The sequence below is a fragment of the Pseudomonas sp. ADAK7 genome (assembly GCF_012935675.1).
Classification (GTDB): domain Bacteria; phylum Pseudomonadota; class Gammaproteobacteria; order Pseudomonadales; family Pseudomonadaceae; genus Aquipseudomonas.
Window position 1 is genome coordinate 1,618,685 of record NZ_CP052861.1, and the last position, 12,778, is coordinate 1,631,462.

The 12,778-nt window shown below is 61.0% G+C and carries 14 protein-coding genes; 5 read left to right on the forward strand and 9 right to left on the reverse strand.

Annotated features, from left to right (window positions below; genetic code table 11):
• The first annotated feature begins 203 nt into the window (after nucleotides 1-203).
• Nucleotides 204-452 carry a hypothetical protein gene (locus HKK53_RS07430; RefSeq protein WP_169370251.1) on the forward strand — a complete coding sequence of 83 codons (249 nt, stop codon included), beginning with the start codon at nucleotides 204-206 and terminating at the stop codon, nucleotides 450-452.
• 15 nt (nucleotides 453-467) lie between these two features.
• Here the strand turns inward: HKK53_RS07430 and HKK53_RS07435 are convergent, their stop codons facing one another.
• Nucleotides 468-920, reverse strand: coding sequence for an Lrp/AsnC family transcriptional regulator (locus tag HKK53_RS07435; protein ID WP_169370252.1), 453 nt, complete (start codon nucleotides 918-920; stop codon nucleotides 468-470).
• A 147-nt stretch (nucleotides 921-1,067) separates the two neighbouring features.
• On the opposite strand from HKK53_RS07435, the gene HKK53_RS07440 reads away from it, so the two are divergent.
• Nucleotides 1,068-1,685 carry a LysE family translocator gene (locus tag HKK53_RS07440; RefSeq protein ID WP_169370253.1) on the forward strand — a complete coding sequence of 206 codons (618 nt, stop codon included), beginning with the start codon at nucleotides 1,068-1,070 and terminating at the stop codon, nucleotides 1,683-1,685.
• Nucleotides 1,686-1,692: 7 nt separating this feature from the next.
• Here the strand turns inward: HKK53_RS07440 and HKK53_RS07445 are convergent, their stop codons facing one another.
• On the reverse strand, nucleotides 1,693-2,547 hold the full coding sequence (locus HKK53_RS07445; protein ID WP_169370254.1) for a LysR family transcriptional regulator: 855 nt from the start codon (nucleotides 2,545-2,547) through the stop codon (nucleotides 1,693-1,695).
• Between the two features lie 74 nt (nucleotides 2,548-2,621).
• Between HKK53_RS07445 and HKK53_RS07450 the strand changes: the two genes are divergently transcribed.
• Complete coding sequence (locus tag HKK53_RS07450; protein ID WP_169370255.1) at nucleotides 2,622-3,557, forward strand: DMT family transporter; 936 nt, start codon at nucleotides 2,622-2,624, stop codon at nucleotides 3,555-3,557.
• 127 nt (nucleotides 3,558-3,684) lie between these two features.
• On the opposite strand, the gene HKK53_RS07455 is transcribed toward HKK53_RS07450, so the two are convergent.
• The 7 genes from HKK53_RS07455 to HKK53_RS07485 all read right to left on the reverse strand — a co-directional run bounded on the left by HKK53_RS07455 (nucleotide 3,685) and on the right by HKK53_RS07485 (nucleotide 11,692).
• Entirely contained in the window at nucleotides 3,685-4,692 is a 1,008-nt protein-coding gene (locus HKK53_RS07455; protein ID WP_169370256.1) for a LacI family DNA-binding transcriptional regulator, read from the reverse strand.
• A gap of 67 nt (nucleotides 4,693-4,759) precedes the next feature.
• Nucleotides 4,760-5,497: an SDR family oxidoreductase gene (locus HKK53_RS07460; RefSeq protein WP_169370257.1), complete on the reverse strand. Its 738-nt coding sequence runs from the start codon at nucleotides 5,495-5,497 to the stop codon at nucleotides 4,760-4,762.
• A 16-nt stretch (nucleotides 5,498-5,513) separates the two neighbouring features.
• Entirely contained in the window at nucleotides 5,514-7,046 is a 1,533-nt protein-coding gene (locus HKK53_RS07465; protein WP_169370258.1) for an FGGY-family carbohydrate kinase, read from the reverse strand.
• Between the two features lie 15 nt (nucleotides 7,047-7,061).
• Nucleotides 7,062-8,147, reverse strand: a complete 1,086-nt coding sequence (locus HKK53_RS07470; protein ID WP_169370259.1) for an alcohol dehydrogenase catalytic domain-containing protein — start codon at nucleotides 8,145-8,147, stop codon at nucleotides 7,062-7,064.
• 81 nt (nucleotides 8,148-8,228) lie between these two features.
• Complete coding sequence (locus HKK53_RS07475) at nucleotides 8,229-9,203, reverse strand: ABC transporter permease (protein ID WP_169370260.1); 975 nt, start codon at nucleotides 9,201-9,203, stop codon at nucleotides 8,229-8,231.
• Entirely contained in the window at nucleotides 9,187-10,692 is a 1,506-nt protein-coding gene (locus HKK53_RS07480) for a sugar ABC transporter ATP-binding protein (protein WP_169370261.1), read from the reverse strand. Before HKK53_RS07480 ends, HKK53_RS07475 begins: the two co-directional genes overlap by 17 nt.
• A 73-nt stretch (nucleotides 10,693-10,765) precedes the next feature.
• Entirely contained in the window at nucleotides 10,766-11,692 is a 927-nt protein-coding gene (locus HKK53_RS07485) for a substrate-binding domain-containing protein (RefSeq protein ID WP_169370262.1), read from the reverse strand.
• Between the two features lie 242 nt (nucleotides 11,693-11,934).
• Between HKK53_RS07485 and HKK53_RS07490 the strand changes: the two genes are divergently transcribed.
• Nucleotides 11,935-12,168 (forward strand): hypothetical protein, encoded by a 234-nt coding sequence (locus HKK53_RS07490; RefSeq protein WP_169370263.1) that lies wholly within the window; start codon nucleotides 11,935-11,937, stop codon nucleotides 12,166-12,168.
• 71 nt (nucleotides 12,169-12,239) lie between these two features.
• On the forward strand, nucleotides 12,240-12,734 hold the full coding sequence (locus HKK53_RS07495; RefSeq protein WP_169370264.1) for a PaaI family thioesterase: 495 nt from the start codon (nucleotides 12,240-12,242) through the stop codon (nucleotides 12,732-12,734).
• The last annotated feature ends 44 nt before the right edge of the window (nucleotides 12,735-12,778 follow it).

Here is a 12,778-nt window from a genome sequence, read left to right on the forward strand (position 1 = left end):
GAAACGCGTTGGGCTGGCTACTATCTGCGACGAAGTGAGACTGAATATGACAAGTGGCCGAGGGTTGAAAATGCCTGCGCGATGGGGCCGTAGGGCGCGTTTTCTGTCCATGTTCGTGCGACTTCTGCCGCTCGTCAGTGGCTTAGCACCTTTTCCCGTCCTGTTCTTCCAACGCTGTGTACCCCTCGCTGGAGGATAAAACGATGAACAGAACAATCGCCGCGCTCACCTTCGCGAGCCTGCTGATGCCCTGCAGCCTTGTCGCGTTGGCCGCCGAGAAGACCGCCGCAGAATCCGCCACCCCGGCCACCGCTGAATCCAACGACGAGAAGGCCAACAAAAAGGGCGAGGAAGCGTCAGGTTCAAGCTCCGGCGCCGACTCGCAATCCATGGAAAAAGAAGCCGACTCCTCAACCGAAACGACGGACAAGGCACAACCGCCGAAACAGTGACGTTGTTGCTTCCGATCACAACGGCAGCGGTCGGTCCTGAATGACGCGTTTCATCACCAGCGTCGACGTCAGCCGCTGCACGTTGGGCAGTGTCGACAGGCTGTCATCGTAGAGCCGTTGAAACGCCGGCAAGTCCTGGGTAATGACGTGCAGCAGGTAGTCCGGCTCCCCGAACAACCTCTGGGCATCGACCACGTGCGGGATGTCCACGAGCGCCGTCTCGAAGGCCTCGACGGCCTGCCCGTTGCCCTCTCGCAGCGTGACAAACACCATCGCGGAAAAGTTGAGGCCCAATGCCGTCGGGTCCAGTTGTGCGCGATAGCCGAGCAACACACCTGACTCTTCCAATGCCTTCACGCGTCGATGGCAAGGGGAAAGGCTCAGCCCCACGCGGTCGGCCAATTCGGTAACCGAAAGTCGGCCGTCCTTTTGCAGCTCGGAAAGAATCTTTCGATCAGTCCTGTCCATTTGGAAAAATCTCCCCTTATCCAGCATTCTCATAACCATCTTTGGAAATAAATACTAACAACATTTCATTATTCTTCCTCCATTCAATCTTGATCGGAGCAAGACGATGGAGAGCGTGTTGCGTCATCAGCAAGGGTGGATGAACCCATGACCTTGAGTATTTTCGTGGCCTTCTGGGCGGTGTCGATTCTGTTCGTCATCACCCCGGGCGCCGATTGGGCCTACGCGATTTCGGCGGGGTTGAAGGGGCGGGTCGTGATACCTGCCGTGGGCGGCCTGTTGTCCGGTCATTTGCTGGCAACTGTGATCGTCGCCGGTGGTGTCGGCACGCTGGTGGCCAACCACCCCGTGGCCCTGTCGGTGCTGACGGTTGCCGGGGCCGGTTATCTGTTGTGGCTGGGCATCAACATGCTGGCACGCCCCGCTACGCCGCACGCCGATGGCAGTCAGGCGTCGGGCTCGTGGAAGCGCTGGGCGCTCAAGGGCCTTTGCGTGAGCGGGCTGAATCCGAAAGTGTTCCTGCTGTTCCTGGCGCTGTTGCCGCAATTTACCGACGCGACCGCTGCGTGGACGGTGCCCATGCAGATGATTGCGCTGGGGCTCGTCCATACGGTCAGCTGTGGTGTTATCTATTTGCTGGTGGGGTTTGGTTCTCAAGCGGTCTTGCAGGCACGCCCGGCGGCGGCTCGTATCGTCAGTCGTTTCTCGGGCGCGGCGATGATCATCATTGCGGTGATTCTGCTCGGTGAGCAGGTGTTGGGTTGAGTCATTTTTACAGCCGAAAATAGTGCTGCATGGCCTGGGCGAGCACGTTCACCGCCTCATCGCCCTGTGATGACGCCGAACGCATAAACACCACCTCATGCTCCGGTATGTCGGGCAAACCGTCGAGGATCTGCATGTTGTCCGTCACCATCGCGCGGTCGATCAGACTGATCGCCAGCCCGGCCTCCACGCAGGCCTTGATCGCCTGGTTGGACGGACTTTCCAGCACTACCCGCGACCGGCGGCCGCTGTGCTTGAGCGACTCCAACATGGCTTGCCGATAAGGGCATTGCGCGGCGTGTACGGCCAATGGCAGTGGATCAGTCAGCGCAAGCATGGCCGTTGCCGGTCCTATCCAGACGGGTTTCGTGGAGACGAGCACCTGGGCTTCGTCATTCAGTTGCCCCTTGGGCTGGGCAATCACCGCGGCCTGAAGCTTGCCTCGCTGAACCTGTTCCCGCAGCGCGTAGCTTGGTGCGGTCTTCAGCTCCAGCACCACGTTGGGCCAGGCGGCCGCGAAGGTCGGCAGGATGTCGCGGATAACGTGGACGGCGTATTCGTCGGGCACGCCCAGGGTAATGCGTCCCGCCAAATGGGTGCCGTGCAAGTCGGCCAATACCCGGTCATGGGTGCTCAACAGTTCTGTCGTGGATACCAGCAGCCGCTTGCCCAATGCCGTCAGCGAGACGGACTGATTATCGCGGTTGAGCAAACGGCCACCGGCCACCGCCTCCAGCCGCTGGATATGCACGCTGACCGCCGCCGGACTTTTATGCAGCTGTTCGGCCGCCGCACTGAATTTGCCGATCCGCGCCACGGCGTGAAACGTCCGGACCAGCTCGATATCGAGGATCGCTGTCATGGTTCCATCTTCGTGAAGGACTGCTGCACTATATTTTGATTTATTAGATTAGGCCGGTTTCGTAGCCTGTGGCAATGAACCAGCCCACACCGATCGCTTGCCACTCGAAAACCACCTCCAACTGGCGCCGGACGATGCCGCTACCGATACTCGAGGCCGGATTGCTGCTGACCTGGAGTTCCGGGTTTGTCGGCGCGCGCTTCTCGATTGATTACGCGCCGGCCTTGTTGGTGGTGTTTTGGCGCTGCGTTGTGGTCACGCTCATCCTGTTGCCCTTCGTCGCTCAATCATTGCGCCGGACCTCCCTGCCCGCCCTGCTGAAAAATGCCGGCATTGGCTTGCTGGCCATGGCGGGTTATCTGGCTGGCGTCACGCAAGGCATCGCCCTGGGCGTGCCGGCAGGCCTCGCCGCGCTGTTCGCCGATCTGTTGCCGATGGGCATGGCGTTGCTGGCCGCGGTGGTGCTCGGGCAACGACTGGCTTGGCCAGTCTGGGCCGGACTGGTTATCGGCCTGATTGGGGTTGTGGTGGTCACGCATGGCGCGCTGGCGTGGGGCGACGCGCCTTTATGGGCGTATGGCCTGCCGTTGCTCGGCATGCTGTCCCTCGCCGTCGCCACGCTGTGGCAGAAGCATTTACCCGCCTCGCAAACGCTGGATCTACTGCCCAATCTCTGGCTGCAATGCTGTGTGTCGAGCGTCGCCTTCGCCCTCGTCGAGGGCACACAGGGCAGCCTCGCGCCGATCCCCAGCACCGGGTTTGCGCTGAGCGTGTTGTGGACCGTGGGATTGTCGACCATGGGCGGCTATGGACTGTATTGGCTGTGCCTGCGCCGCGCGACCGCCACCCGAGTCGCCAGCGTGTTGTACCTGAGCCCGCCGGTTACGATGCTGTGGGCCTGGGCGATGTTTGACGAGCCGCTGTCGTGGCAGATGGTGTCGGGGATGGCGGTGTCCGGGATCGGGCTCTGGATGGTGGTGCGGGCGGAGGCTCGGCAGGCCCGGTCATGACACCTTGGGCAAATGTCCACACAAAGCATTTCCCTTATAACCGTCAGACATGCCCTAGCACCGGATGTGTCGGCTCTGCGCCATAGTCGTCAGGTGCCAGCGACCGGTGAGGATCCGTTGAATGCCTTCAGTAAGCATCATCCAGTTCACCACTGATGATGACCTTGTCCCGGGGCCTGGTCGGATGTTCGAGGTGATCCAGCAATACGCGCACAGCGCTACTGCCCGCCAGGGTCGCATCGTGAGCGACACACGCAATCGGCACACCGAAAATATCGGCAAACGGCAAACGATCGATGCCACAGATGGTGATGCCTTCATGGGATATTTTCCTGGCCCGCAATGCCTTCAGCGCGCCCATGGTGATCAATTGGTTAAACCCCATGATTGCGTCCGGCGCCGTGCCGTTTTCCAGGTAAGCCAGGGTGCTTTCGAAGGAAGGTTCAAGGGTGTAGTCACCGGGATAAATGTCGATCTGCATCGAGGGTTGTACGCCAAGTACGGCGTGTAATCCCTTGAGACGCTCTTCGGTAATCCGCGAATGCTGGGGGCCGGTCAGCACCAACAGGCGCTTGATCCCGGGGTTTTGCTGCAACAGGTACTGCCCCGCCTTGTAACCACTGTGGTAGTTATCGAGCACAACCCGGCTGAACGGGCTGTCGTGAATCGTGCGATCAAGCAACACCACCGGTGTTTTGCCGTTGGCCAGCCGCTCAAGGTAATCCGGCTGGTACTTCGGCTCGTCCGACACCGGCGACAAGATGATCCCCGCCACGCGGTAGCCCAGCAACGTATCCACCGCTTTGCTTTCAATTTCCGGAAGGTTGTCGGTGTCCACCAGCATGATGGTGTAGCCGTGCTTTTTCGCCTCGCGGGAAATCGCCTTGATCATCTCGCTGTAGAACGGGTTGTCCACGGACGCGGTAATCACCCCGATAATCAGGCTTTCGTCGCGTTTGAGGCTACGGGCAAACGTATTGGGCACGTAATCGAGTTCACGCGCCACTTCAAGGATGCGCGCCAGCGTCTCAGCCTTGACCTGATGCGGGTTGTTCAGCGCGCGGGACACCGTGATCGTGGTCATGTTGACCCGTTTGGCAATGTCGCTGATGGTGACGCTTTTCTGTTTGCTCATCGAAACGCTTTGGCTGGCCTGAAGTCGAGGCGGGAGTCCGAAGGCTAACATGACGACGTCCGGACCGTCAGCGCGCGGTGTAGCCACCATCCACCGCAAGGCTGACACCGCTGATCATGCTGGCACCGGCACTGAGTAAAAACAGCACGGGCAGCGCCACTTCCGCCGACTCGGCAAATCGCCCGAGCGGGATCGCCGCCAGCACCGGATCACGTTTGGCCGGCTGCGCCCATGCGGCCTCTGCCATGGGCGTCAGGGTGACGGTCGGGTTGACGCTGTTGACCCGTATCCCGTGCCGACCCCACTCCGCGCACTGCACGCGGGTCATGGCGTCCAGCGCCGCTTTCGACGCGCAATAGGCCAGGTGATCATCCAGCGCCACCAATGAGGCCTGGCTCGACAAGTTGACGATGCTGCCCTGCTCGCCCGCATCGATCATCGCCGCCGCCACACGACTGGCAATCAACGCTGCCGCCCGGGCATTCACGGCCATCACCCGGTCGAACCCTTCGGCAGTAATTCCCCGGGCAGATTCCAGCAGAGAAATACCGGCGCAATTAACCAAGCCGTGCATCACCGGCAATGTTTCCAGGGCCTGTTCCAGCGCCGCGCTGTCGGCCACATCCACCGCCAGCACCTCGCAGCCGTCGGCTTGCAACTGCTGCAACACCTGAAGATTGCGGCCCAAGGCAAACACCTGGGCACCGCACGCCATCAACTGACAGGCGATTTCCAGGCCGATGCCGCTGCTGGCGCCGGTGACCAGAATCCGTTGCTGGCTGAAATCGAAGCTGATCCCGCTCATGTGTGTTCTCCGTGGCTCAGTGCTGTTGCAGGCTGTGCATGATCGGTTTCAGCGCCGGGTACAGGCGCAGGTAGTCGGCAAAGGCCTGGTCATACGCGGCAACGTTGCCGGCGATCGGTTCCGCCCGTTTCTGCAGTTGCACCCAGCCCTGATCCATTTGCCGGTCATCCACCAAACCGACGCTGTGGGCCGCCAGCAACGCCGCGCCGAGGGCCGCTTCGACTTCCTGGACGATGGTGAAGACCGGGTAGTGGGTGATGTCGGCGATAATCTGCATCCACAAATCGGAATGGCTGGCGCCGCCGACCACGATCAGCCGTGGGTCCAGCGAATGGGCGCCGCGAGTGCCGGCCTCGATGTTGTGGCGCAGGGCAAAACTCACCCCTTCCAGCACCGCGCGGTACAGGTGGATACGGCTGTGAAACAAATTGAGGCCAACAAAGCTGCCACTGGCGCGGTCGTCCCACACCGGGCTGCGCTCACCCATCAAATAAGGCAGAAACAGCAGCCCTTCACTGCCCGGCGGAATCTTCGTCGCCTGCTGCTCCAACAACCAATGACTGTCTTCACCGCTGCGTTGCGCTTGCAGTTCTTCGGCCTGACAGAACTGCTCGCGGAACCAGTTGACCGACGCCCCGGCGGTAATCGCGCCACCGAAAATGTACAGGTCGCGATGGCCGTTATAGACGTGGGGCATGCTCACCAGTCCATGCCGGGCATCGACCTGCTGGTTTAGATAACCCCAGCACATGCTGGTGCCAATCATCGCCACATGGTTGCCGGGCTGGGTCACGCCCGCCGCCAACGTGGCCATCGCGGCATCCACGCCACCGGCCAGAATCGGCATCCCGGTCGGCAAGCCCAGGCGTTCGGCCCACTCCGGCAGCAAGCCCCCGACCACTTCACCGGAATACAACAAGCGCTCGGGCATCAGGCTCGGCGCGATGCCCAGCGCTTCGAGCATTTCCACCGACCAACAACGAGCGGCCGAGTCGTAAACTCCGCCGATGTTACCGGCGGAACTGTGGTCCACCGCCAGTTCGCCGGTCAGGCAATGGTTGATGTAGCTGTTGGGCGGCAGAAGATAGCGGGTCTGGCGCCACACCTGCGGTTGGTGTTGCTTGAGCCAGAGCATCTTGGTGAAGCCGTAGTAACTGTCGACCGAGTTACCGGTGATCTGGAACAGCCGCTCCAGGTCGATGTTCTCCCGCACCCACTCCACTTGCTCGCCGGCACGCCGGTCCATCCAGATCAGGCACGGGTGCAGGGGTTGCACGTCAGCATCGACGGCAATCCCCGAACCGCCGTACAAACTGCTGATGCACAGCGCCTTGATGTGCTCGCGCGGCACGCCGGCGCCTTGCAGGCAACCGACCACGCACGTTTCCACGGCATCCAGCCAGACCTGCGGCCACTGCTCGGCCCAGCGCACTTTCGGTGTATCCACCCGATAACCCTGGCTGTGCTGGGCGACAATCCGTCCCTGGCCATCGACCAACAACGCCTTGGTGCTTTGTGTACCGATATCCACGCCAATGACGTATTCCATAGCCTTCCCCTCGCCTTACTGGCCTGGCTTCAACAGGACCTTGATCGACTTCACCGAGTTGGCCAGGGCAAACGCCTCTTCCCAATCGTCGAGCGGGAAATCGTGAGTGACGATGCCTTTGGAGGTCACCAGGCCGCGCTCGAACAGGTCAATGGCCACCGGGTAGCAATACGGTCCGAGGTGCGCGCCGCGCACATCCAGTTCCTTGCGGTCGCCGATGATCGACCAGTCGGCACTGGTTTCGGCGCCGAACACACTGAACTCGACAAAACGCCCGAGCTTGCGAATCAGCTCCAGCCCTTGGGTCACGCCCGCCGGTACGCCGGTGGTTTCGATGTACACGTCGCAGCCGTAGTTGTCGGTGAGGCTGTTGATGATGGCGCGGGCGTCGTCCCGGGACGGGTTGATCACCACGTCGGCGCCGTACTGTTTGGCCAGCTCCAGACGCTCGTCGACCATGTCGATCACCACCAGTTTTTTCGGGGTTTTCAGCGCCGCCACTTGCACCATGCACAAGCCGAGGGTGCCGGCACCGGCAATCACCAGCACGTCGTCGAGCTGGATGTCACCGCGATTGACGGTGTGGATGGCGCAGGACATCGGTTCGATCAAGGCCGAGTCTTCCAGCGACACCGACTCCGGGATCTTGTGCACGATGGCGGTTTTGGGGATGCGCATGTACTGCGCCATGCCGCCCTCGGCGACTTCGCGCTGGAAACCGAAAATGTTGTGCACTTCGCACATCCAGTATTTGCCGGACTTGCAGAAGCGGCACTTGCCGCACGGCACGATCTGCTCGGCAATCACCTTGTCGCCGACCTGCACCTCGAAGTGTTCCTCGGCGCCCTCGCCCACCTGCTCCACATACCCGAAAAACTCGTGACCCGGCACCACCGGCGCCTTGACCCACGGGTTGTCGCCGCCCCAGAACATCGCCGCCCCGGAGTGGCACTTGCAGTCGCTGGCGCAGATACCGCACGCCGCGATGCGGATCACCAGTTCATCGGGCCGCGCCTGCGGTTTGCCGATGCGTTCCAGGCGATAGTCTTTCGGGCCGTGGCAGACAACCGCTTGCATCTGGGCTTGAGTGTTCTTGTCCATGATGTCCAACCTTTTTTGAGCATGAGAGAGCCCGTCACGGCGCTTTCACGCCGTGCGGAAATGACTGATTTTTGTAAGTGCTTACTTGTGCCGTTGGCGACTGATGAAAATCGCCAGCAGGATGATCCCGCCCTTGATAACGCTCTGGACGTAAGGCGACACCCCGAGCATGTTCAAACCGTTATTGAGCACGCCCAGCAGCATCGCCCCGACCAGCGTGCCGAGGATCACCCCGCGCCCGCCGGCAATCGACGCACCGCCCAGCACCACGGCGGCAATCGCGTCCAGTTCGAACGACACACCGGCATTCGGCTGCCCGCTCATCAAGCGCGAGGTCAGTACCAGCCCGGCGATGGCGGCGGTCAAACCACTGATGCCGTACACCAGCAACTTGAAGCGCGGCGCCCGCACCCCGGACAAGCGCACCGCTTCTTCATTGCCGCCGATGGCGTAGATGTAGCGACCGATGCGCGTGTGTTGCAGCAGCACATAGGCCACCAGGTAGGTCACGAGCATGATCAGAATCGGCACTTGCACGCCGAACAGACTTTCGCGGCCGAAAAAACCGAACCAGTCCGGCAACCCGGAAATCGGATAGCCGTCGGTGTACATCAGGCCCAGGCCGCGGGCGATGCCCATGGTCGCCAGGGTGACGATGATCGGCGGCATGTGCAGGTAAGCGACGAACAATCCGTTGCCGATGCCGAACGCCACGCCCACCAGCATCCCGGCGCCGATGGCCAGACCGGGCGGCAAACCGGCGACCATCAAACCGGCGGTCAACGTGCCGGACAAAGCCATCACCGGCCCCACCGACAAGTCGATGCCGCCGGTGAGAATCACGCAGGTCATGCCGACCGCGATGATCGCGTTGATCGACACTTGCCGGGCGATGTTCTCCAGGTTGGCCGAGGTGAGGAATTTGTCGCTGGCGAAGATCATGAACAGCGTGACCACCAGCAGCCCGACAAAGGGAAAGAACGCAGGCGAACGAGACAGACGCGCAACGTTAAAGCGCAGCCGCGATGGGTCGAAGGTATTAATGGAGGTATTCATTCTGGCTCCCGGTGGCGTGGCGCATGACTTCCTGCGGGTTGACGGCGGAGGCTTCCAGCACTGTGACGATGGCGCCTTTGTTGAAAACCGCCACGCGGTCGCACATGCCGATGACTTCCGGCAGTTCCGAGGAAATCATGATGATCGCGTAACCCTGTTCGGTCAGGGCACGCATCAGCGCATAGATTTCGGCCTTGGCGCCGACGTCGATGCCGCGTGTGGGTTCGTCGAAAATCAGGATGTCGCAGTGGTGGTTGATCCAGCGCGCAATCACGACTTTCTGCTGATTGCCACCGCTGAGGTTGAACACCCGGCTCTCGCCGCTGGGGGCCTTGATCGACAGTTGCTTCATCAAGGCTTCAGTGGTGCTGCACTCCTGGCCCTGATCAATCAGGTGGTAGTGCTCGTACTTTTGCAGGTTATTCAGCGAGATGTTTTCGCGGATGCTGAAATCGGTGATCAGCCCTTCACTCTTGCGACTTTCCGGCAGCAAGCCGATGCCTTGCGCCAGGGCCTGAGCAGGGTCGCGCAGGCTGACGCTGTGCCCGCGCAAGTGAACGTCCTTGCTAACAACCGGCAAGGCACCGATCACCGCCAACGCCAGTTCGGTGCGCCCCGAGCCGACCAGCCCGGCGAAGCCGAGAATCTCGCCCTGGTGCAACTCAAAATGATTGTGCGGACCGTTGCGGGTCAATTGAATGTCCTTGACCTCCAGCAGCACCGGGCCGCGAGGCTTTTGCGTCTTCGGCGGAAAGCTGCACTCCAGGCGCCGACCGACCATCATTTCCACCAGCCGATCGATGTCGCTGTCCACCACATCGGTGACCCCGACATTACAGCCGTCGCGCAGCACGCTGATGCGGTCGCAGACCTGGAAAATCTCTTCCAGGTGATGGGAGATGAAAATCACCGCCACGTCCTGGCGCTTGAGTTCACGCATAATCTGGAACAGCAATTCGGCCTCGGTCGGCGTGAGGGTCGCGGTGGGTTCGTCGAGCACCAGCAAACGCGCATCCAGCGCCAGGGCCTTGGCGATTTCGACGAACTGCTGCTCGGCCACGCTGAGGTGTTTGATCGGGCATTGCAGGTCGATGCTCACACCCAAACGCACGAACAACGCCCGCGCCTTGTCCTGCATCTCGCGCTTGCGCAGCAGGCCCAGGCCACTGACCAGTTCGTGGCCGAGGAAGATGTTCTCTACCGCATTCAGGTACGGGATCAAGCTGAACTCCTGGAACACGATGCCAATGCCGGCGGCGATGGCGTCGTGGTAGGTCGCAAACTGCTGCGCCTGGCCATCGATCAGAATCTGCCCCTGGTCCTGATGCTCCACGCCCACCAGGATTTTCATCAGGGTCGACTTGCCCGCGCCGTTCTCACCGAGCAAGGCGTGTATTTCACCGCGCTGCACTTCCAGGTCGATACCTTTGAGCGCTTGCACGCCGGGGTAGGATTTACAGATGTTTTCCAACTTCAAAAGACTGCTCATGCCGCCGCCCTCATCCTTCGATTGATGCACACCAATGACCGCGCCCGGCGTGTTGCGCCAGGCGCGGGGGCACCTACCAACTGAAGTCTTTGGCCTTGGCCTGATCGATCAACGCGATGTCCACCGGGATGGCCGCAGGGACTTGCGCCCCCCACTTCTTCGCCAGGGCCACGCCGAGGGCGAGGCGGATCTGGTCACGGGGGAACTGCGCCGAGGTGGCGATGAATTTGCTGCCAGGTTTCTGAATGGCTTTGATCGCTTCCGGCGCGCCGTCGACGCTGACCAGTTTGACGTCGAGGCCACTGGCTTCGATGGCCGACAAGGCGCCGAGGGAGCCGTTGTCATTGACGCTGAACAGGCCCTTGAGGCCGGGCTGTGCCTGCAACATGTTTTCGGTGACGGTCAGCGCCTGATCACGTTCCTGCTTGCCGTTCTGGATGCTGACAATCTTGATGTCCGGGTGCTTGGCCAGCGCGTCTTTGCAGCCGCGCACGCGCTCAAGGATCGGCACCACGGCGATGCCGTCGAGGATGGCAATATCGCCCTTGTTGCCGATGCTCTTCGCCAGGTACTCGCAGGCCTGGGACCCGGCGTCGAAGTTTTTCGAGCCGACGAAGGAATCCAGCGGCCCATCGGCCTGGGCATCCACCGCCACCACCACAACACCGGCCGCATGGGCAGACTTGACGGCCGACTGCACGCCGACCGAGTCGGTGGGGTTGATGATCAGAATATCGATGCCCTTTTGCAGCATGTCTTCGATGTCGCTGACCTGTTTGGACACGTCATGCCGGGCATCGGTGATGATCAGTTGCGCACCGATGCTGCCGCCAGCGTCCTGCAGGGCGTTTTTCATGGTGACGAAATAGGGGTTGTTGATTTCCTGGAAGGAAGCACCGATACGCAGCGGTTTGGACGGGGTATCCGCACTGGCAGTCCCGGCACAGGCAAAACTCACACTAAAAGCCAGCAAACACAGGGTTTTCGGAAGCATTTTCATGGAGTAATTCTCTGTTGTTTTTATTGTTTTGGAGCAAATGTTATCGATAACATTTTCAGCGAAGCTAACAAAGAAATTTGGCGTATGCAATAGAGGGTTACCTTTCAGGCGAGAGGAATCTGATTTATGTTGCGTCGTGTCGGCAGGCTGCAACGGCGTTGGGTCTGCGAAGCGCTCGGTCGTTGCAGGGCGTACAAACTGATCCACACTCAACCACAACTCAAAAACCACAGAGGCCCGCAGTGCGAACTTTTGATCTGATCCGCGATGCCGTTTTGCCTGAATTCCGCGACCGGGTGTCCGAATACCTGGTCGAGTACGAAACCGTGCTGCGCGAAAAGGCGCCCGACTCGGAGCCAGTGCGTGCGGCCGCCAACCAGCTGCGCGGGTATTTGCGTGGGCTCAATACCACGCGGGTGTTGGGCATGGCGGAGTGGGAAGAGCTGGATCGGCGGATTATCGAGGCGTGGCTGTAGCGCCGACTCCCCACCGGTTCAGCGTTACAATCGGCCAACGTCTAGCTCAAATCGTTCAGAAGGACCGCGTCATGCCTCATTTCGAAACGTCCCTGCAAGACAGCGCCGCGCCCGAAGGCGTGTGTTACGGCTGCGGCGGTAGCAACCCGCATGGGCTGCACATCAAGAGCGTCTGGCATGAAGACGGCGTGCATGTCATCGCCGAGCACATCCCGGAGGCCAAATACTGCGGCTGGCCGGATCTGGTCTACGGCGGTTTGATTGCGATGCTGGTCGATTGCCACTCCAACTGGACGGCGATGGCCTACCACTACCGCGCGGAACAGCGTGAAGCGGGAAGCCTGCCGCGCATCGATTGCGTCACCGGCAACCTCGGCATCAAGTTCATCAAACCGACACCCATGGGCGTGCCGCTGACCCTGCGGGCGAAAGTCGAGGGCGATGTCGGGCGCAAAACCCGGGTGGTCTGCGAGGTTTTCGCCGGCGACGTGCTTACCGCGATTGGCGACTCGATTTTCGTGCGGGTGGATACCGGGCAATTGGCGAACGCGGCGCATGGCCGATAAACCTCAGTTCAACCGCGAGGCCAACTGACCGAGAGAGCCTGCAA